This is a genomic window from Bradyrhizobium sp. CCBAU 25360 (assembly GCF_028128695.1).
Taxonomy (GTDB): domain Bacteria; phylum Pseudomonadota; class Alphaproteobacteria; order Rhizobiales; family Xanthobacteraceae; genus Bradyrhizobium; species Bradyrhizobium ottawaense.
This window is the reverse complement of sequence record NZ_LBJA01000042.1, coordinates 182,486-203,302: the sequence shown is the minus strand read 5'-3', so window position 1 is coordinate 203,302 and position 20,817 is coordinate 182,486. Positions and strand designations below refer to the sequence as shown.

Here is a 20,817-nt window from a genome sequence, read left to right as displayed (position 1 = left end):
TTTGATGAATCTGGCGCGGTTCATTCGGCGACAACTCCTCTCGCTATCCGGCGTCGGCCTCATGCTCGGTGCGCTGTTCTTCGCGGCTGCACTGACGCCGACGCTGATCCCCAGGAGCTATCTCACGCAAGGTGTCCTCGCCGGCGGCTGCTTTGCGATCGGCTATTTCGCCGGCGTGCTGTGGCGGCGGCTGTGGCACTATCTCGAGCTGCCCGAGCCTTCGGCGCGCGCCAGATCGATTGCGAATGCGCTGGCGGCAGTTGGTTGCCTGCTCGTCGTCATCGTCTTCCTGTGGCGCGCAGCCGAATGGCAGAACTCGATCCGCGCCGTGATGAAGATGGCGCCGGTCGAGACCGCGCATCCGCTCAAGGTCTGCGTCATCGCCCTGGTCAGTTTCGTCGTGCTGCTGGTGCTGGGACGGCTGTTCGCACTCCTCGCCCGCTTCCTCGCCACGCATACGAGGCGCGTCATTCCGCGGAAACTCGCCAACGTCATCGGCGTACTCGCCGCAGGCCTGCTGCTCTGGTCGATCGCCAGCAATGTCCTGATCAACACGGCGTTTCGCGCACTCGATTCGTCCTTCCGCGAACTCGACGCCTTGCACGAGCCCGAGCGGCCGCAACCGACCGCCGCCGATCGGACCGGAAGCCCGGCGTCGCTGGTGAAGTGGAACGAACTCGGACGCACAGGACGCCGGTTCATTGCCTCGGGTCCGAACGCAACCGAGATCAGCGCCGTCAGCGGAAGGCCGGCGCAGGACCCGGTCCGGGTCTATGTCGGCCTCGCCGGCGGCGCCACCGCGCAGGCGCGCGCCAGGCTTGCGCTCGAGGAGCTCAAGCGCCAGCGCGGTTTTGATCGCAAGATCCTGATCGTCGTCACGCCGACCGGCACCGGCTGGATCGACCCTGCTGCGATGGACACGGTCGAATATCTCCACCATGGCGACGTCGCCAGCGTCGCGATGCAGTATTCCTATCTCAACAGCCCGATGTCGCTGTTGTTTCAGCCCGAATACGGCGCGGAGGCGGCGCGCGCGCTGTTCGCGGAGATCTACGGCTACTGGACGACGCTACCGAGGGACAGGCGGCCGAAGCTGTATCTGCACGGGCTGAGCCTCGGCGCCATGAACTCGGAGAAATCCGCGGAACTGTTCGAGATGATCGGCGATCCCATTGCCGGCGCGCTATGGAGCGGGGCGCCGTTCGAGAGCCGCCTGTGGCGCTCGATCACGGCGAACCGCAATCCGGGATCGCCGGCGTGGCTGCCGGAATTCCGCGACAACCGCTTCGTGCGCTTCATGAACCAGAACGGATCGACGGTTCCGGCAGACGCGCCGTGGGGTCCGATGCGCGTCGTCTACCTGCAATATGCCAGCGACGCGATCACGTTCTTCGCCTATCGCGATGCCTACCAGGCCCCGGCCTGGATGAGCGCGCCGCGCGGGCCGGACGTGTCACCGGAGCTGCGATGGTATCCGATCGTGACGATGCTCCAGCTCGCCCTCGACATGGCGGTTGCGACCAACACGCCGATGGGCTTTGGCCATGTCTATGCGCCCGAGCATTATGTCGATGCCTGGATCGCAGTGACCGATGTCCATGACTGGTCCGCAGAGGCGCTGGCACAGCTCAAAGAGCAGCTTGCGGCGAAAGCCCGGACGACGGGCGCGAGCAATATCGACGACGATTCCGACCGCGGCGGCTAGGCGCCTACTCCGCCATCTCCACCGGCTGCGCCGTGGCGGGACCGGCCAGCGGCCGCTCCTCCATCGCGATCAGGCACAGCGCGGCAATGGTCATCAGCGCGGTGGCGGCGCCGAACACGTAGCGGAACGCGTGGCGCATGTCCTCAGCGGGAATGGCGACGGCGCCCGCGGCGTGGTGCTCGCCGGCGAGCGGAACGTCGATGCCGAGCGCGACCAGCAGGATCGCGGCGAACGCGGCGACCGTGAACGAGGACATCAGCGAGCGGAAGAAGTTCATCGCGCCGGTGATGGTGCCGACCTGCGGGCGCGCCACCGAGTTCTGCAGCGAGACCACGCACACCGGGAAGGTGGTGCCGAGCCCGAGCGCGAACGCCGCCATCAGCGTGAGCAAGCCCCACAGCGGCAGAGTGGTGAGCGTGAGGCCGAGGCCGCACAGCGCGGCCCAGGACGTGCCGATGATGGCGACGCGCTTGTAGTGTTTTGCACGGGCCATGGTGCGACCGGCGACGGCCGCGCCGACGGTCGAGACCGCCGCGAGCGGGATCAGCGCAAGGCCGGCCTCGCTTGCGGTGAGGTGGTAGACCGACTCGTAATAAAGCGGCAGCTGCACGGTGAGGCCGGTGATCGCACCGAGCCCGCAGCCGCCGGCGGTCAGCGCGAACGGCGCCACCGATCCGGTCAGCAGCTTCAACGGCAGGAACGGCTCGTCGGCCCGCCGGGCGTGCCACACGAAGCTGACCGCGAGCGCGACCGCGCCGCCCACCATCGCCAGCACGGTCGGCGACAGCCAGGGATAGCGCGTGCCGCCCCAGGTCAGCACCAGCATGAAGACGACGGCGGAGGCCATCAGCAGCACGCCGCCGAGCCAGTCGACCTTGCGCTTGCGGTGGAACACCGGGATCTTCTTCATCTTCGGCAGCAGCATCACGATGGCGGCGGCCGCGAGCGGCAGGTTGATCCAGAAGATCATCGACCAGTGCAGATGCTCGGCGAACACGCCGCCGATGACCGGGCCCAAAATGCCGCCGACCATCCAGACGCTGGAGAAATAGGCCTGGTACTGGCCGCGCTCGCGCGGGGAGACGACGTCGGAGATCACGGTCTGCACGACAGGCATGATGCCGCCGCCGCCGAGCCCCTGAAGGCCGCGCGCCAAAATCAGCATCGGCATGTTCGGCGCGATCGCGCACAGCACCGAGCCCGCCACGAACAGGCTGAGCGAGATGATGATCATGACGCGGCGGCCGTAGATGTCGCTGAGCGTGCCGAACACCGGCGCGACCGCGGTCGAGGCGAGCAGATAGGCGGTGATGACCCAGGAGAGATTGGAGACGTCCTGGAACTGGCGCCCGATGGTCGGCAGCGCGGTCGCCACGATGGTCTGGTCGAGCGCTGCCAGGAACATCGTCAGCATCAGGCTGATGACGATGGTGCGGACCTCGTCCTGTGACAGCGGCACCGGCGGCGCGATCGACGGCGCGTCATCGACGCTGATGACTTCGCTCGGAAGCCGGGACAGCTCCTCGGCGATATCGTCAGGCAAAGTCTGGATGTCGGCAGAACTGCTCTGCCGGTCGAACTTGTTCATCTCGCTCGGATGCCGTGTGGCGGCACAACGCCGCAAAGGATTCGTTCTATGCAGCCCAATGTAGACAGCAAAGTTTGTCCCGGGCAGGCACCGCGGCGCATGGGTGCATCCCGCCCCCGGGCCATCCCGAAGACGTGATCGCCGCGCAAGACCTGACGGCGGTTCAGTCCTTCGGACGTCGCTTCAGGCGGGCTCGTTTCGGCAGCAGCGCCGGCCATTGCACGATGTGGTCCTCGAGTTCCTCGTCCGGGATCTCGTCCTCGCTGCCTTCCACCCGTCCGCGCACGGAGACGCCGGCGTCATGCACGGTGTTGGGATCACCGGAGACCAGCGGATGCCACCAATAGAGATCGCGCCCTTCGGCGACCAGCTTGTAGCCGCAGCTCGGCGGCAGCCAGTTCAGGGTGCGGACATTGGCTGGCGTCAGGCGGACGCAGTCCGGAACCTTGTCGGAGCGATTCGGATAGTCCTTGCAGGCGCAGCTCATCCCATCGAGCAGCTTGCAGCCGATATGGGTGAAATAGATCTGCCCGGTGTCCTCGTCCTCGAGCTTGTTCAGGCAGCAGCGCCCGCAGCCGTCGCACAGGCTTTCCCATTCGCCCGCCGACATCTCTTCCAACGTCTTGGTTTTCCAGAAGAATCCTTCCTGGCCTGAAGGTCGTTTGGGAACTGCGGTCATGCGCCTCAACAAAAGTTCGAAAGAGCTACGGCTCGAGCCATCTAGGGCGTGCGGCCGGGGTGGTGCAAGCAACCCACCTTTGAGGCCCGTAATGATCCGGGGTCAATTAGGCCTGTTGTTCAAAATCGCGAGCGTGACCATTGGTTTATGGGCCCCGCTCGGCTAGAAGGAACAGCAAGCCCCTCGGATGCTGGCCGGGCGCCTTGGGTTTGCCGCAACATTCCCTCAAGACGTCTCGATGCCGCCCCCGGCCGGGTGCTTGAACGCTTTCGAACCAAGCCTCAAGGGTTCTAGGTGCGCCAGATCATACCACCGCATTGGAAGCAGAAGGTCCGGAATTTCTTCCTGGACCTCGATGCGCGCATCGACTCCTCGCTGTTCTCCTCGGCCAAGGGCATCCGCGAGCTCTACGAGCGCTACTCGACCTTCATGGACCGCTTCTATGTCGGGCGCTGGAAGCGCTGGGTGTTCATCGAGCCGCTGTCGGAGGCCGCCACCCTCGGCCTCGGCGGCCTGGTCGTGATGCTCACCCTCGCCATCCCCGCCTTCCGCGAGACCGCGGACGAGGACTGGCTGAAGAAGTCCGATCTCGCCGTGAGCTTCCTCGACCGCTACGGCAACCCGATCGGCAGCCGCGGCATCAAGCACAACGACTCGATCCCGCTGGAAGATTTCCCGGACGTGCTGATCAAGGCGACGCTGGCGACCGAGGACCGTCGCTTCTACGAGCATTTCGGCATCGACATCGCCGGCACCGCGCGCGCGCTCGTGACCAACGCGCAGGCCGGCGGCGTCCGCCAGGGCGGCTCCTCGATCACCCAGCAGCTCGCCAAGAACCTGTTCCTCAGCAACGAGCGCACCATCGAGCGCAAGGTCAACGAGGCCTTCCTCGCGGTCTGGCTGGAATGGCGCCTGACCAAGAACGAGATCCTCAAGCTCTATCTGGACCGCGCCTATATGGGCGGTGGCACCTTCGGCGTCGACGGCGCGGCACATTTCTACTTCAACAAGTCCGCGCGCGACGTGACGCTGGCGGAAGCTGCGATGCTCGCCGGCCTGTTCAAGGCCCCGACCAAATACGCCCCGCACATCAACCTGCCCGCCGCCCGCGCCCGCGCCAACGTCGTGCTCGACAACCTCGTCGATGCCGGCTTCATGACCGAGGGCCAGGTGTTCGGCGCCCGTCGCAATCCGGCCTTCGCGGTCGATCGCCGCGACGAGGCTTCGCCGAACTACTATCTCGACTACGCCTTCGACGAGATGCGCAAGCTGGTCGACACTTTCCCGAAGTCCTACACCGAGCGCGTCTTCGTGGTGCGCCTCGCCATCGACACCAACGTGCAGAAGGCCGCCGAAGACGCGGTCGAGAACCAGCTACGCCAGTTCGGCCGCGATTATCACGCAACGCAAGCGGCGACCGTGGTGTCCGATCTCGACGGCGGCATCCGCGCCATGGTCGGCGGCCGCGACTATGGCGCCAGCCAGTTCAACCGCGCCACCGACGCCTACCGCCAGCCGGGCTCCTCGTTCAAGCCCTACGTCTACACCACCGCGCTGCTGAACGGTTTTACGCCGAACTCGATCGTGGTCGACGGCCCGGTCTGCATCGGCAATTGGTGCCCGCAGAACTATGGCCATTCCTATTCCGGCTCGGTGACGCTGACGCAGGCGATCACGCGCTCGATCAACGTCGTGCCGGTGAAGCTGTCGATCGCGATCGGCCAGAAGGAGCAGCCGAAGGCGCCGAACCCGGCCAAGATCGGCCGCGCCAAGATCGTCGAAGTCGCGCGCCGCTTCGGCCTCAAGGCGCCGCTGCCCGACACGCCGTCGCTGCCGATCGGCTCGGACGAAGTCACCGTGCTCGAGCACGCGGTCGCCTACGCGACCTTCCCCAACCGCGGCAAGGCGGTGACGCCGCATTCGGTGCTCGAAGTGCGCACCGGCGCCGGCGACCTCGTCTGGCGCTGGGACCGCGACGGGCCGAAGCCGCGGCAGGCGATCCCCGCCTCCGTGGCCGCCGACATGGCGGGCATGATGAGCCACGTCGTCAGCGAAGGCACCGCGCGCCGTGCCGCGCTCGACGGCATTCCGACCGCGGGCAAGACCGGCACGACCAACGCGTATCGCGACGCCTGGTTCGTCGGCTACACCGGCAATTTCACCTGCGCGGTCTGGTACGGCAACGACGACTACTCGCCGACCAACCGCATGACCGGCGGCTCGCTGCCGGCGCAGACCTGGCACGACATCATGCTCGCGGCGCATCAGGGCGTCGAGGTCCGGGAGATCCCCGGCATCGGCATGGGCCAGAAGCTGCCGCCGCAGCATGTGAGCAACGCGCAGGCCAACGCGGCGCCGAAGGTGCTGGAGACCAAGCCGGGTCCGCCGCCGGTGCTGACCAAGCGCGGCGCCGACATCCTGGTGCGCGTCGAGAAGCTGCTGGATGACGCTGCCAAGACGGCGAAGAAATCGGCCGATGCCGACACCAAGGCGGCGAGGCCGCCCTCGGCGACGAGCGCGCTCGCCTTCCCGCAGAACTATGCGGAAGAGAATGCCAACGCCTCCGCCCCGCGCAAGAACTGATCGAAACAAGTGCGGCTGATCCTGATCACATTGACGGCCCTTCTGCTCGCGACGGTGGTCGGCTTGGGCGCGACCTGGATGACGACGACGCGCGGCACCGAGATCGGCGCGCTGACCATCGGCGCCTGGACCGCGCGCCCGCGCACCGGCACCGCCGACGTCGATCCCTATTCGCGCGCCACCATCGTGCGCAACGGCGAGCTGCCGATCGGCACCGGCGACGGCGTCGCCTTCACCGCCACCACCGACGACAAGAAGAAGGCGCTCGACGGCCGCTGCGACGTGATCGTCTCCGGCGTGACGCCGCCGGCGCGATTCTGGACGCTGACGCTGTACGACCGCAAGGGCCATCTCGTCGCCAATTCGCTTGCCCGCTACGGCTTCACCAGCCAGGAGATCGTGCGGCAGTCGGACGGTTCGTTCGAGATCCGCATCGCCTCGCGCTCGCGCGCCGGCAACTGGCTGCCGACCGGCGGCATCGAGCGCTACGCCCTGATGCTGCGGCTCTACGACACCCCGGTCGGCGTTGCCACGCGCACCCAGCGCGATGCGCCGATGCCCACCATCACGACGGCGGGCTGCTCATGATCCGCCTCTTGTTCACCGTCGTTGCCGGCGTGGTGCTGGGCCTCGTGGTCCACCTCGTCAGCGTGCTGGCGCTGCCGCGGATCGCGACGCAGGATGCCTATTCGCGACTGACGCCGATGACGAAGCTCAATGGCGTCAGCCAGCTTCCCCTCGCCGATCCGCAGACGTCACCGATGCCGTTCATGGACCCGGCCTTTGCGCTGGCGATCTGCCGGTATGACCTCACAAGCGGGCCGATCAAGCTGACGGTGCCGGTGAGCCAGGCCTACACCTCGGTGTCGTTCTACACCCGCAACGAGATCGCCTATTACGCCATCAACGACCGCTCGGCGGGCCGCAAGGTGATCGAGCTCGACCTGATGACGGAAGCGCAGCACAACGAGCTGCCCGAGGACGAAGAGGTCACCGCCGCCGACCGCCTGATCATCGATTCCCCCAGCACCACCGGCCTGATCGTGATGAAGGCGCTCGCCCCCGAGCCCGGCCTGATGCCGCAGGCGCAGGCGACGCTTGCGGCCGCGAGCTGCGGCCCGCAGACCGAGCCGCCGGCCAAGGCCGAGGCGCCGCGCGGCCGGCGCTGAGCGGGGCTGTTCAGGCGTTCGCAAAACAAAAGCGCGAAAACAACCCCATGCACAGTAGCGGATGCATCTCCTCAGATGCCGGAACTCGCCGTTTCGGCTTTCATCGCGGCCTGATGCATATCGATGACCGCCACCGCGATGAACGTAATCGCGACGCAGAAGGCGATGACGGCGAAGAACATGGTCGCACCGTAGTTGAGTGCGAATGTGCCGATATACGCGCTGACAATGGCCCCCGCTCGGCCGAAGCCGGCGGCCGCACCGACACCGGTCGACCGGACGTTGGTTGGATAGATGTGGGCCGCCAGCGCATAGAGAGAGCCCTGCGCGCCGAGCAGACAGAAGCCTTCGATGCACAAGAGAGCCATGAGCAGCGGCTGGGTTTCGGTCGATAGCGGTATCGATGCCAGGATCACTGCGCCGAAGGTTGCTGCGCCGGCAACAGTCAGGATCGCAACGCGCGTTCCATACCTGCCGATCGCCCAACCGGTGACGATGCAGCCACCGACGCCCCCGAAGTTGAACAGTGCCAGACCGAAGCTCGCCGTCTGCACGTCAAAACCCTTGCCGGTCAAAAGAGTGGGAGCCCACGCGTAGAGGACGTAGACCGGCAACAAACAGAAGAAGAACGCGATCCAGAGCGCCGTCGTCGTACGACGAAATCCGCCAGTGAACAATGCGGTGAGCGAAGCACGTTCGACACCGACGTCGCGCCGGTCGATGAAGGCTTTGGAAGCGGCAGCGGCCTGGTCCAGGATCCGAACGGATTTCGCCACCCTTTCCATGTCAGCGCCACGCGCCAATAGATATTGCGGCGATTCCGGCAGTGCGAACATCAGGACCGCTGCGACGATCACCGGCAACACGCCGCTGACCACGAAGAGCATGCGCCAACCATATTCGGGCTGCAGCTGAGCGGCGATCAGGCCACCAACATGCCTCCGATGGGGATGCAGACAATGCCCAGCATCACGGAAAGACTGCGATTCCGCCTAGGCGTGAATTCTGCGGTCAACGCGGTCGCCGCCGGAAGGGCACCGCCAAGTCCAAGGCCCGCCAGGAAACGATACAAGCCGACCTCGCCGACACCATGAGCGACCGCAATCGCAAAGGTCGCCGCACCAAACAGGAAGACGGATGCGATGAGGGCAACCTTGCGTCCGAGCCAGTCGCCGACGACGCCCCCGATCGGCGTGCCGATCGTCATGCCCACGAAGCCCAACGCGAGGGCCGGAGCGAAATCGCTGCGCGTGACGCTCCACTCCTTGATCATCGATGGTATGGCGAAGCCGAGAATTTGATTGTCCAGACCGTCGAGGACGATGGCGAGAGCGCAGAGCAGGAGCACCTGCTTTCGCGAGGCGTTCCACGTCCCCTCCTCTGCGAGCGAACCGATGTCGATAACCCGCTGCTGCGGTGCGTCCAGGACCTGTGTCGTCACGTTCGTTCTCCCCCTTTTGTAAACGCTTTCGAATATCTCTGCTTGGGCGACCGCAACTCGGCCGCCCAATTCTCGCCAGGCAGTTTGGTCCGGGGCTCCAGTCAGGCAGCCGACGTCACGTCCGCCTCTTTCGCCTTCGACCGGGCGGCTTCCATTCGGGCCGCGCCCAACGTGTTGGCGAGCAGACACGCGATGGTCATCGGCCCGACGCCGCCCGGGACAGGCGTGATCGCGCCGGCGACCTCAATCGCCTCGTCGAAAGCGACATCGCCGACAAGCCTCTGGGTTCCTGAACCGGACTTGATGCGAGTGATGCCGACGTCGATGACCGTTGCGCCTGGCTTGATGAAATGACCGCGGATCAGGCCTGGAACGCCGGTTGCGACAACGAGGATGTCGGCTTCCCTGCAGCGCCGTTCCAGATCGGTGGTCCGAACGTGCGCGATGGAGACCGTGCACATCTCTTGCAACAGCAGCCGCGCCATCGGCCGGCCCACGACGTTCGATGCTCCCACAACCAGTGCTCCGAGGCCGGCGATGTTGTCGTGCACCGATTTGATCAAACGCAGGATGCCTAGAGGCGTGCACGGAACCAAGGCGCCTTCCATTCCGGCGGCCGTCCGCCCCACGTTCAACGGATTGAATCCATCGACATCCTTGTCGGGCCGGATAGCCGTCACGACGCGCGCGGCATCGATCTGAGGGGGCAACGGAAACTGAACCAATATCCCGCTCACCGCGGGATCGCGGTTCAACTGCTCGATCAAGTCGAGCAACAACCGCTCCGGCGTGTCCGCAGCGAGCACGAACCGGCGTGATCGCATGCCAACAGCTTCGGTCTGCCGCACCTTGTTCGAGACATAGACGTGGCTGGCGGGGTCGTCGCCGATCAGCACGACGGCCAACTCCGGGACCGCCGCGCCGCCGGCAACCAGGGCGGCGACGCCTTTGGCCACTTCATTCCGAACCTCGGCAGCGAGCGCCCTTCCATCGATGATGCGCGCGGACATGGGCAGGTCAGACCTTGGAGAGATCAGCGCGACGGTTGTCCTTCTTGTAGGGCGCCGGCGCCACCTTCGCGCGGATCTGCTTTTGCCGACGTCCGGGCTCGCCCCAGACCACGACGACCTCATTGCCAATCTCGGAATGATCGACGTCGATGGTGCAGAGCGACAACATTTCGCGGAAGAAGTAGCTATATCCCCGCGACGTCGTCACGCCGACGTCCTTTCCGCCACTCAGCACGCGGTCGGCGTACATGAAGCCGCGCTGGTCGCGAGGCATCTCCATGTACTGGTACGGGTCATGCTCCTTCTGAAAGAGGGAGGCGTGAACGTCGGCCACGTCGTCTCCGTTCCAGACGAGCGTGCGGATCACGCGCTTTGGATGGGCAACTTCGTCCTCGAGCGCCGCGCGTCCGATGAACTCATGATCGAACTTGATGTTCTTGGCCCAGCCCAGCTCGACCGGGCTCCGGTACCAGTCACGGACGTCGTCCGACTGGAAGCTGCCTGCGATGTTGAAGGTCGACGCGAACCCCGGCATCGCTGCGCGGAACTCATCCTGATACTCCTTCATGTCCTCGTCGAAGATCGCGGGCATGTAGTCGGTGACGATCGTCGGGAAGCAGGCCTCGAGATGGTTGATGAAGATCGCGCGGCCGCCTATCCGGCGCAGGCCGAACTCCTGGCCGGCAGCGACGATGGCATCGTAGACGGCCGCCGCCTGCCCCATAGGCCCCTGAAGCTCGAAGCCGATCTCGCCAGACATGCCCTGTCGCAGCGCGAGCATCTTGCAACCGGCAATCTCGATCTCGCCCGAATGCATGAACTTGACGTCTCGCAGCGACTGCTTCGCGACCTTTTCAAGAAGCGCGAGCGACGTCGGCCCCTGGACCTGGAAATTGAACCAGTCATCGGCTGCGGACGTCACCCTGTAGTCGCCGTGCCGGCGGATGTAGTCGACCCAGAATGTGCCGCGCCCGAACAACATGAACTCGTCTTCGGACAACCGCGTGAGGATGCCCTCGGCGATGACTTTTCCCTGCTTTGTCGTATGGACGACGTGCTTGGACTGACGGATGTCGAACTTCTGGAAGCTGTTGACGGAAGTATCCGAGAAGAGCTTCAGGGCATCGGGTCCCTTGAAGCGCCGCTCCCAGAGGAACGACCAGTCGCCGATCGCGCAGGTCTCCTTCCACGACATGCTCTCGTCGATCCAGTCCGTGTATTCGGGAAGGCCCCAACGCGAGGTGAAATAGCCTTCGGGTGTCTTGCGCATGCCCTTGGGGGTCGACATCGTCGTGCTCCGTTTCTCAATTAGAGAAGACGATCGTTCGATCGCCGTTGATGATGACGCGGTCCTCGAGGAAGAGATGGACCGCGCGCGAAAGGACACGCCGTTCGATGTCGCGCCCCTTTCGGACCAGATCGTCCGGCGTATCGCGGTGGCTGACCCGTTCGACGTCCTGTTCGATGATCGGCCCCTCGTCCAGATCGCTCGTCGCGAAATGCGCGGTCGCTCCGATGAGCTTCACGCCGCGCGCGTGCGCCTGGTGATAGGGTTTTGCGCCCTTGAACCCCGGCAGGAAGCTATGGTGGATGTTGATGCAACGGCCATGGAGATGGCGCGAGAGATCATCCGAGAGGATCTGCATGTAACGCGCGAGAACGACGAGATCGGCATTCGTCATCGCGACAAGCGCCTTGATCTGCGCTTCCTGCTTCATCTTGGTTTCCTTCGTAACCGGAAGGTGATGGAAAGGGATGTCGCCGACGAGACTGACGGCAAGGGCCGAACGCGGATGGTTGGAAACGATTCCGACGACATCCATCTGAAGTTCGCCGAGCCTGTGGCGATAGAGGAGATCGCCCAGGCAGTGATCGAATTTGGAGACGAACAGGAGCACGCGCTTGCGTTCGGCCTGGGATCGGAGCTTCCACTCCATGCCGAACCTCCGGGCAATGACCTCAAGGCCTGCTCGCGCCTTCTGCGCGCCCCCTTCCGACAGTGTGACACCGACCCTCATGAAGAAGCGTTCGCTCATGATCTCGTCGACCTGCGCCGCCTCGATGATGTTGCCGCCGTTCTCGAACAGACAGCGCGAAACGTCGGCCACAATCCCAGGCACATCGCGGCATGACAGGGTCAGGATGTATTGAGAGCTTCCAGCAAGTTCAGGCTGCATCTACGGACGATTCCTCGCGCCACGCGCGGTCGTGGTCCGACGCACCGACGCGGTGAGCGGATGTGGGAAAGGTGAGAGTCTGACTGAGGAAGGGGACTGGACCAGCCTGTACGGCCGGCGACCTACGGCTTTGATTTCACTCCCAAAGTCGCCCCTGCGGGGGCGTTGCGGAGACCATCGCGCATAAAGCCGTCATTGAAAATCCGGTATTATTCAATACAAGCTATCCATGTGATGGATATCAGACGGCTCGACCTGAACCTTCTTCTGCTGCTCGACGGGCTCTTCCGCACCCAGAACCTGTCGGCGCTCTCCCGTGAGCTCGGAATGAGCCAGCCGATGGCCAGCACCGGTCTGCGAAAGCTGCGGGATTTCTTTGGCGATCCCCTGTTTCTCTCGACCGGGCGCGGCATGCGGCCAACGCCCTTCGCGGAATCAATCGCGGAGGCCGTGCGGACAGTGCTGTCCACCGTCGATCAGCAGATACTCCGCAAGCCGCGTTTCGTGCCGGAAGAGAGCGACCGCGTGTTCACGGTCACAACCTCGGATATTGGCGTCCTGATTTTCATCCCGCCGATCCTCCAACGCATTCGCAGCATGGCTCCCGGAGCGAGCTTGCGGTGCCTGCCGACGTCGCACGAGGATCTGGAAGACGCGCTCGAAAGCGGCGAGATCGATCTGGCGATAGGCTATTTTCCGGACCTCGTCGGTCCGAACATCGTGACAGAGGACCTGTTCGATCATCCCTTCACCAGCATCGTCCGAAAGGATCATCCAACGATCGGCGACACCCTCTCGCTCGAACAGTTTCTCGCCGCGGACCATATCGTCGTAAACCAGCAGGGGCGCAGTCAGGAGATCTTCGAAAGGCGCGTTCGCGAGCTCAAGCTGCAACGCCGCGTCGTGCTGCACCTGCCGCATTTCATGAGCGTGCCGCAATTGATTGCGACGAGCGACATGATCTCCACCGTGCCGTTCTCGCTCGGGGCCTGGTACGCGAACGCCGGGCTGAAGCTGCTGCCCCCGCCGGTCTCGATACCTCTCATCGAGTTGAAGCAGCACTGGCACCGGCGGATGGACAACGAACCCGCCGTGCGATGGCTTCAAACAATCGTGGCCGAGGAGCTCCGGGACCGCGACCCCGCGCTGGCGATGTCGGCCGATTATGCCAAGTCGCGCGCCAAAGCCGCGGCACCCGTCGCCGGGCGGTCTGCGACAACGATCGCCTCACGGCTGCGGTAACACCCCGCTGCCGAGCTGGACGATCTTCAACCTTCGCACGGTGGGACAGTGATCTCGTACATCAGCGGGGAAAATGCAGTGAACGCGGTCTTGGCATTTAACGCTGCTGGAAAGATCGAGACCCTGAGCCGTGGTCCGCCAGCACCAACTCATCCGTCATGTCGTCTTTGACGCGGTGCCTTTCAATGAGGGCGCCGGCGACCATTTCATCCATATTCCGGTGCCAGACGCCAGTTCGCGGTGCGGGTGGCCGGCTCGTCGACCCAGGCTTCCCGCGCGAACCACGCGTGATCGGTGCGGCAGATCGGACACCGGGTGCGGGAGAAAAACACCGCGCGGCGTCCAAAGCTCTCGCGATCAGTCTTGATGCCGGTGGGAATCGCGTGTCCGGTTTGTGGACATTTGACCATGACCATTCCCATGTTGCCCTCCCTTGCGATTTGTCTTTGTTGTGGTTTGCAGAAAAGCACCGGCCGGTTGGAATGCGCCTCTCGTCGGTGCGAGGCCCGAGAGGCATCGCGCACCTTGTTGGTCGAGCATGGGGCAGTGGGGCGTGCTCGCTCAGTTGGGCGTGTTCCAACCAGCCGGATCTCCTCTTCAAACGAATCCGAATGTGAAATTGAACGCGCGCTTTTAGCCGCCTGGGTGGAGGACCCTGGTGAAGTGCTTCCTGATCGGCTCACCCGTTTCCGTCGCGAGCTTCTGGGCAAGCCCCCACAACTCCCTGTTCTGGTCAGAGGCGGTGGCGAAAGCCTTGCGCGCGTGCGCCGCCGACAATGTATAGGCATCGGTCGCGGACTTGCTGCCGAACAGATGGACGAAGAAATCGAGCGCAGAAGCGGCATTGGCGTTTGAGATTTCGAACACCTTGAGCCCGTAGTCGGTCGTGCATCTCGCATTGCTCGAATAGGTCTCACGCAGCGTCTGCGTCATCTCTTCCGATGCGGCCTTGATCTTCTCGCAGCCTTCCCGTGCGCGGGCGAGGCCCTGCTCGGCAAGCTCGCGCCCCACGCCAGGCAACATGACCTTCGAGAAATCCAACCATGGCATCGCGAAAACGTTCGTTCCGTTCGGCGGCAGTTTCGTTTGGCTTTCAGTCACGCAACATTTCCTTTCTCAAGCGAAAGCATTCCTCGCAACGCTCGCTTGCGTCACGAGAGCTCACGCTCCGTGTTCGATCAGATTTTGGATGAGCCTTGATCCAGCCCCGACCCGGCACGACTTTGGGCTGCGAGAAGCGGGAAGTCGGTTCGGTTTGTGACTCTCGCTCAAACTTTTTTTGGGATTGTCAACACAGACGAAGGTATGTCGGGGAGTGACTGTGCATAACAGGGAAACCGCAAGGGGCAGGAAGTTCCTTCCTCAGCGCAAGCCTTGCAAAGGAGCTTCGCGCTAGCTGCGTTGGGATGCGCTACGTTTGCGCAAGAACGGACATCACGCGACGTGCCGGCGACGGTAGCTTGCAAGCCTCGAGCCGCTACCCTTCTGCTTCACCCTGCCTATCGCTCACGGGCTACTTTCGGACCAAACGAAACCGGCGGAGTGTGCTGGCGGAGTTCCTGAACGGCCCCTTCAGTAGCTTGTGCTCATCATCGCGCCGATCGCGGTGAAGGGCATGGTTCGCGCAACTCTCTCACCGCAGCGTTTGCCGCGCCCCGGAAATTGGAACCCCTATGGTGTTACCCATACGCATTTTGCAATTGTGCCACACAGCGCTTGAATCTAAGTCCTGAATGATGGCGTAAGACAAAACGTCGCCTCGCGGCCGCGTGTGTTCGGAGTTTTATTTTTGAAACTGAGAGCTTACGCGGCTGGATTCGATTTCGGAGCGCGAGGCGTACGCGGTTTCAAACAAAGTTCGAGTTTGCCGTCCTGTGCCGCTCGAAATGCGGTTCGCGGTGGGCTACGGTGACGCATCCCAGCGGAATTGGTAACCGACTTCTCGCAGCCCTACCGGTGGCAGATTTCGGTCTGCTAGCATCCGAGCTGGAGATGGTCGCGCTCGATCGGGACGCGGTCATCTCGCGGGCGGGTGACCAGACCGAGCACGTCCTCTTCCCTCATAGTGGGGCCATTTCGGTGATGATCGACATGGCGAACGGGCAGACGGTCGCCAGCGTTGCGATAGGGCGCGAGGGAGCAGTAGGCACCCTTTCCGTTCTGGGGCCGTCCCCTGCGGCCGTTACCGCCGTCGTTCGTGCAGCCGGCACCGCCTCGCGGATCCCCGTATCGCGATTCCACGCGGCTTTTAGCCGTAGCCCCGCGATCCGCCACGCTGTCCAGCTTCACTTCAAGGCGATGCTGATACAGCTACAAATCGGCGGAGCCTGCAATGCGCTGCATCCGGTCCAAGCCCGCATGGCACGCTGGCTGCTCCATCTTCACGACCGCGTCGACCACGACGTCCTCCCGCTCACGCAGGAGACGCTTTCGCAAATACTGGGTGTGCGACGGACGACGGTGACGCTCCTGATGCGCAATCTGCGTGCTTCCGGAGCGATCAGATCTGAACGGCGAGGCGAAATCGAGATCGACCCATCGCGGCTCGCAGCGGCGGCGTGCGAATGCCGCGACACCATGCGTCTCGAAGTCGACGATATCTTTTCTATCGATCCAGCCTGAACTCGCGTTTGGTTCTGCTGAGGCACATTTGACCGTGACGATGACCGGTTTAGCCCGAAGTGCCGACGCCAAAGCGAGGATAGACATCCGGCGCCAGGGGGCAGAGGTCGACAAGGCGCGCGGGCTGTTGCCGTCGCAGCGTCTGACTATCTCTCCTCGGTCGGATGCACCCATTTGTACGGCGTGATGCTTCGCGTGGCCGTCAGCTTGATCATGTGGACGGGCGGCGCGGAACGTCCCTTTCGGCATGACCGGCACTTGAGCGAGGCTTCCAGCTTCCAGATCGGCGTATCGCGGGGACGGCGGATTGCGTCGAGCGGCAGGCTCGCACGCGCCTTGCACCTGTTGCACTCGACCTCGAGCCAGCCCATGCCGCCGTTCAGGCATTGGCCGATCGTCGGCGAGGGCTGTGAGGGACCACCGTAACCTTCCATGCGGACCGACCAGGCTTCGGCTTCGGCGCGGTCGGCCTCGCGAACGGCCTTTTTGGCCTCCTCGCGCGCGTGCTTGGCCGAAATTTCCGCACCCAGAATTCGGCCGCTCCAGATGACCTCGCGTGATTTGGTGCTCATGCCGTCATCAAAGCTGCGCCCGACCGCGCTGGCAAATTATCGATCGCTAGTAGGTTGAGCGCGCAATTCGATACTGCGGGTCGTGGGTGTGGAAAACCGAGGCTGAAGATCCCGTGGCGAAGCCGCAGCGCCGGCGATGGCGGAGCGCCACCATCGAAAGTCGTCACGCCCGCGGGGAACAATCCGGCGTAGGGCTTCTATGCCGAAGCAAGTGGGCTCACGATGGCTGCTTGCCGGCAAGGTCCCGCCGCGACCACAGCAGCGCCAGCGGCCCCAGCGCGATTCCGGCTGCCAGAACGATAAACACCAGCAGCCAGCCGCTCGCACTCTGCGGACCGCCGGCCATGTCGAGCGCGACGCCGGTTCCCCATGCGCCGGCGGCTGACAAGCCGAAGCCGGCCGTGGAATGCAGGGCCAGCGTTGCACCGCGATGCTCGGAGATTGCCGCGGCCGACATCCCTGCGGTCAACGCACCCGAATCTGCCGGCACCGTCAGGCCGTAGAGCATCAGCAGCAGCGCGAGCACCCATGCCGGTGCCGTTGCGTTGAGGCCGATCACGAGCGCGACGCTGGCCGACGCGATCATCACCACCGTGATGGCGCGATGCCGTCCGAACTTCAGGGCTGCCTCGTTGCCGAGGATGCTTGCGGGCATCGAGATCACCGCGAAGCAGAAGCTCATCAGCACGGGCGTCATCCAGGACGGCCCGCCCTGATGCGCAACGACGAAGGTCCAGAACCCGACCAGCCAGGTGCGAATGCCATAGAGCTCGAAGCAGTGCGCGCCGTAACCGAGGATGTAGCCGAGCGCCTCGCGATTGGCGAAGACAGGCGCGAAATTCAGCAGCCGCCCCGTCTTCGGGACAGGCCGGCGGCCCTCGATCAGGAGGCACGCAACCACCATCGCGATGGGGCCGACGCCGGTGACGTAGAACGCGGTCCGCCATCCCCAGCGATCGGCGAGGACTTGCGCAACCAGGAACGACAGGCCGACGCCGACCGAGAAGCTCGAGGTGTACAGCGTCACCGCCCGCGAGGTGTCGCCGGCAGGCAACCGGTCCGTCAGCGCCTTCAGCCCCGGCATGTAGGCGCCGGCGAAGCCCAATCCTGCGAGCGACCAGATCAGTGTGCCCGACCAGAACCCCTGGGCAAAAATGCCGAAGGCCATGGTCGCAAGTCCGCTAACGATGGAGCCCCACAGCAGCACGATCCGCGCGTCGATGCGATCGGTCAGCGTCGTCAGCACCGGCACCGCCAGCATGTAGCCGAACGCATAGCCGCTCGCCATCAGCCCGCCTTCGGCGGCAGACAGCCCCCACGCCGGCATCAGATGCTGCGCCAAATTCGCCGACAGCGTGACGTGCGGCAGCAGATTGCCGAGCTGGCCGATACACATCACCGCAATCAGCGCCCCCCCGCTCAAGCTCCGAATGCTCGCCTCCCCTCAGTCCCTATCTCGTCTGGTCTGCACGCAGCAACAGAAGCGCAAAAAACGCGGAGATAGAAGCCAGCGCGCTGATCCATAGCGCGCTGCTGCCAAAATGCTCCACCATCAGCCCGAGTGCGAGTGGCGCGAGCGCGCCGGTGGCCCGCGACGGCAACGAGATCATGCCGACCCGTCTGCCAAAGCCCGCCGGCCCGAACAACGCCAGGGGAAGCGTACCGCGGGCAATGGTGATGATGCCGTTGCCCGCGCCATAGAGCACCGTGAAAGTCGATGCGAGGAAGGGGCCGCCCGCGACCAATGCAACAACCCCGATCGGATTCATGAGCATGGCGAGCCGCGCCGACAACAGCGGATGAAACCGGCCGAGCCATCCTGCTTCCAGCAGGCGGGCACCGACCTGCGCGGGCCCGACCAGGGCTCCTGCGAGCAAGGCCTGCGCCGGCGTCGCGCCGAACGCGACCAGCATGGTCGGCAGAATGGCCGAGACACCCGAGCTGACGAAGCTTGCCGCCGCGAACATGTAAGCCAGCAGCACCATCGCGAACGTCTCGCTCTGCCGTCCGGATCTTTGGCTCGCGCCAGGATCCGATCGCGGCTGCTGGTCCAATGGAACGGCGCGCGGCAGCGACAGATTGAGCGGCAACGCCAGGCAGAGATGGATCGCCGCCCACACCTGGCAGGCGACGCGCCAGTCATACTCGGAGGCCAGCCACGTCGTGAGGGGCCAGCCAAGCGTGCTGGCGAAACCCGCGATCAGGGTGATGCCGGTGATGGTTCGCCGCGCGTTGCTGCCGTAGATGCGCGCAAGCGTCGCGAAGGCCGCTTCGTAAAGGCCCATGCCCATGCCGATCCCGAGCAACACCCAGGCCGCAACCAGCACCGCAATGCCATGAGCCACAGACAGGAGGAGCAAGCCTGCCACGAAGACGAGGTTCGAAACGGCAAGCAGACCGCGCCCTCCGAACGTATCGATGGCATGCCCCACGCGCGGCCCGAGCAGGCCGGAGACGACGAGCGCTCCCGACAGCGCGCCGAACACATAGGTCGGCGCAAGACCGAGATCGCGCGCAATCGGCGCGGCCAGGATGGCAGGGAGATAGTAGCTCGACGCCCACGCAATGGTCTGCGCGGTTCCGAGTGCGACGACAATGGCGAGCGGACCGGCCACCCGGTCCGCCGGGACCTGCGTCATGAGCAGCCGCACCCCGCGCGACCTGCCTTCTTGGCGGTTTCATCGTCAGCACAGCAGGCTGACGGCTCCTCCTTCGCCGGCCCGCCGCAGCATCCCGCTCCCGCCGTCTCGACACCGCCGCGCGTGCAGACGCCGGTCTCCGGCAGCACGAGCTCGACCCGTGCCGCAGCCGCCTTGTCGCCGGCGATGTCGGCGACGATCGAGCGGACCTGCTCGTATCCGGTCATCATCAGGAAGGTCGGCGCACGGCCGTAGGACTTCATGCCGGCGAGATAGAAGCCCGGCTCGTCATGCGCGAGCTCGCGCGCCCCGTGCGGCCGAACCGTGCCGCAGCTATGCTCGTTGGGATCGATCAGAGGCGCGAGCGCGGCCGGAGCCTCGATCGCCGGATCGAGCCGCAGCCGCAGCTCGGACAGGAACGAAAGATCGGGACGGAAGCCGGTAGAGACAATCAGTTCGTCCGCCACCACACTCTGCGCACCGCAGCAGCTGCCTGCCGAAATCCTGAGACGGCCTTCGGAGTCCGACAGATGCGTGACGCCGAAGCCTGTTTCGACCCTGATCTTTCCGGCAGCGACGAGCGCGGCGAAGGTGGAGCCCAGCTCGCCGCGCGCGGCAAGCTTGTCATTGCTGCCGCCCCCGAACGCCTTTGCGGGATCGGTGCCACGCAACAGCCAGATCGCTTGCGTGCCTGATACCTCGCCCGCGAGCCGCACGAGATCGATCAGAGTGCCCAAAGCGGAATGGCCGGCACCGAGCACGGCAACGGTCTTGCCGGCATATCTGGCGCGCTCAGTGCCCTGCACATCCGGCATGCCATAGGCGATGCGGCCGGCGCGTTCGCGTTCGCCGATCGCGGGCAAACCGTTGCTGCCGGCGGGGTTGGGAGAGAACCACGTGCCTGACACGTCGATGACGGCATCGGCGCGAAGCACCTCGGGACCTTTGCCATTCTGATAGCGAATTTCGAACGGCGCCTGCTCCCTGCCCTTCGTCTTCGCCTTGTCGAAGCCGGCGCGGCTGATCGCCGTGACCCGGCTCGACGTCCGGATCGCCTCACGCAGCGGCGTGCGCGTTGCGAGCGGGGTGAGATATCGGTCGATCAGCTCGCCGCCGGTCGGATAGGCGTGAGGGTCCGGTGAATTCCACCCCGTCGGCGCGAGCAGCCGCGCCGCCGCCTTGTCGACATTGTATTCCCACGGCGAGAACAGCTGGACATGCTGCCACTGACGGACCGCGTGGGCGGCTTCGGGCCCGGCCTCGAGCACGATCGGGGACATACCGCGCTCGAGCACATGCGCAGCTGCAGCGAGGCCAACAGGCCCGGCTCCGATGATGGCAACCGTCTTGGCGTTCATTCCCACTTCTCCCATCTTTCTAGAATCATCGA

Annotated in this window: 17 protein-coding genes and 1 pseudogene; 6 read left to right on the top strand and 12 right to left on the bottom strand. The window is 64.6% G+C overall.

Annotated elements, in window-relative coordinates; genetic code table 11:
* Positions 1 to 4: 4 nt before the first annotated feature.
* Positions 5 to 1,705: an alpha/beta hydrolase gene (locus XH81_RS25120; protein ID WP_038974265.1), complete on the top strand. Its 1,701-nt coding sequence runs from the start codon at positions 5 to 7 to the stop codon at positions 1,703 to 1,705.
* Between the two features lie 4 nt (positions 1,706 to 1,709).
* Here the strand turns inward: XH81_RS25120 and XH81_RS25115 are convergent, their stop codons facing one another.
* Positions 1,710 to 3,293: an MDR family MFS transporter gene (locus tag XH81_RS25115; RefSeq protein ID WP_028142995.1), complete on the bottom strand. Its 1,584-nt coding sequence runs from the start codon at positions 3,291 to 3,293 to the stop codon at positions 1,710 to 1,712.
* Between the two features lie 163 nt (positions 3,294 to 3,456).
* Positions 3,457 to 3,972, bottom strand: coding sequence for a YcgN family cysteine cluster protein (locus XH81_RS25110; protein ID WP_018315810.1), 516 nt, complete (start codon positions 3,970 to 3,972; stop codon positions 3,457 to 3,459).
* Positions 3,973 to 4,266: 294 nt separating this feature from the next.
* On the opposite strand from XH81_RS25110, the gene XH81_RS25105 reads away from it, so the two are divergent.
* The 3 genes from XH81_RS25105 to XH81_RS25095 are packed head-to-tail and all read left to right on the top strand — an operon-like array spanning position 4,267 to position 7,724.
* Positions 4,267 to 6,555, top strand: a complete 2,289-nt coding sequence (locus XH81_RS25105) for a transglycosylase domain-containing protein (RefSeq protein WP_018315809.1) — start codon at positions 4,267 to 4,269, stop codon at positions 6,553 to 6,555.
* Between the two features lie 9 nt (positions 6,556 to 6,564).
* Positions 6,565 to 7,143: a DUF1214 domain-containing protein gene (locus XH81_RS25100; RefSeq protein ID WP_028142994.1), complete on the top strand. Its 579-nt coding sequence runs from the start codon at positions 6,565 to 6,567 to the stop codon at positions 7,141 to 7,143.
* Positions 7,140 to 7,724, top strand: coding sequence for a DUF1254 domain-containing protein (locus tag XH81_RS25095; RefSeq protein WP_028142993.1), 585 nt, complete (start codon positions 7,140 to 7,142; stop codon positions 7,722 to 7,724). Before XH81_RS25100 ends, XH81_RS25095 begins: the two co-directional genes overlap by 4 nt.
* Before the next feature lie 71 nt (positions 7,725 to 7,795).
* On the opposite strand, the pseudogene XH81_RS25090 reads toward XH81_RS25095, so the two are convergent.
* From XH81_RS25090 to purU, 4 genes and pseudogenes are all read right to left on the bottom strand, one after another.
* Positions 7,796 to 8,997: pseudogene (locus XH81_RS25090) on the bottom strand (MFS transporter).
* Between the two features lie 269 nt (positions 8,998 to 9,266).
* The gene (locus XH81_RS25085; protein WP_028142992.1) at positions 9,267 to 10,175 is read right to left on the bottom strand and encodes a bifunctional 5,10-methylenetetrahydrofolate dehydrogenase/5,10-methenyltetrahydrofolate cyclohydrolase; all 909 of its coding nucleotides are present in this window, start codon (positions 10,173 to 10,175) and stop codon (positions 9,267 to 9,269) included.
* Between the two features lie 7 nt (positions 10,176 to 10,182).
* Complete coding sequence (locus tag XH81_RS25080) at positions 10,183 to 11,463, bottom strand: aminomethyltransferase family protein (RefSeq protein WP_028142991.1); 1,281 nt, start codon at positions 11,461 to 11,463, stop codon at positions 10,183 to 10,185.
* A gap of 16 nt (positions 11,464 to 11,479) precedes the next feature.
* Positions 11,480 to 12,352 (bottom strand): formyltetrahydrofolate deformylase, encoded by an 873-nt coding sequence (gene purU, locus XH81_RS25075; RefSeq protein WP_038974267.1) that lies wholly within the window; start codon positions 12,350 to 12,352, stop codon positions 11,480 to 11,482.
* A 234-nt stretch (positions 12,353 to 12,586) separates the two neighbouring features.
* Here purU and XH81_RS25070 point away from each other — a divergent pair, with 234 nt between their 5' ends.
* Positions 12,587 to 13,594 (top strand): LysR family transcriptional regulator, encoded by a 1,008-nt coding sequence (locus XH81_RS25070; protein WP_028142989.1) that lies wholly within the window; start codon positions 12,587 to 12,589, stop codon positions 13,592 to 13,594.
* A gap of 206 nt (positions 13,595 to 13,800) precedes the next feature.
* On the opposite strand, the gene XH81_RS25065 is transcribed toward XH81_RS25070, so the two are convergent.
* The gene (locus XH81_RS25065; RefSeq protein WP_028142988.1) at positions 13,801 to 14,016 is read right to left on the bottom strand and encodes a hypothetical protein; all 216 of its coding nucleotides are present in this window, start codon (positions 14,014 to 14,016) and stop codon (positions 13,801 to 13,803) included.
* A gap of 211 nt (positions 14,017 to 14,227) precedes the next feature.
* Positions 14,228 to 14,695: a phasin family protein gene (locus tag XH81_RS25060; protein WP_244439129.1), complete on the bottom strand. Its 468-nt coding sequence runs from the start codon at positions 14,693 to 14,695 to the stop codon at positions 14,228 to 14,230.
* Positions 14,696 to 15,502: 807 nt separating this feature from the next.
* Between XH81_RS25060 and XH81_RS25055 the strand changes: the two genes are divergently transcribed.
* On the top strand, positions 15,503 to 16,216 hold the full coding sequence (locus XH81_RS25055; protein WP_028142986.1) for a Crp/Fnr family transcriptional regulator: 714 nt from the start codon (positions 15,503 to 15,505) through the stop codon (positions 16,214 to 16,216).
* A 146-nt stretch (positions 16,217 to 16,362) separates the two neighbouring features.
* On the opposite strand, the gene XH81_RS25050 is transcribed toward XH81_RS25055, so the two are convergent.
* The 4 genes from XH81_RS25050 to XH81_RS25035 form a co-directional block, all read right to left on the bottom strand.
* Positions 16,363 to 16,788: a hypothetical protein gene (locus XH81_RS25050; protein ID WP_028142985.1), complete on the bottom strand. Its 426-nt coding sequence runs from the start codon at positions 16,786 to 16,788 to the stop codon at positions 16,363 to 16,365.
* 217 nt (positions 16,789 to 17,005) lie between these two features.
* Entirely contained in the window at positions 17,006 to 18,184 is a 1,179-nt protein-coding gene (locus XH81_RS25045; RefSeq protein ID WP_038974270.1) for an MFS transporter, read from the bottom strand.
* A 55-nt stretch (positions 18,185 to 18,239) separates the two neighbouring features.
* Entirely contained in the window at positions 18,240 to 19,427 is a 1,188-nt protein-coding gene (locus XH81_RS25040) for an MFS transporter (protein ID WP_049801713.1), read from the bottom strand.
* Positions 19,424 to 20,785, bottom strand: a complete 1,362-nt coding sequence (locus XH81_RS25035) for an NAD(P)-binding domain-containing protein (RefSeq protein WP_028142982.1) — start codon at positions 20,783 to 20,785, stop codon at positions 19,424 to 19,426. The genes XH81_RS25040 and XH81_RS25035 overlap by 4 nt, the downstream gene beginning before the upstream one ends.
* Positions 20,786 to 20,817 lie beyond the last annotated feature (32 nt).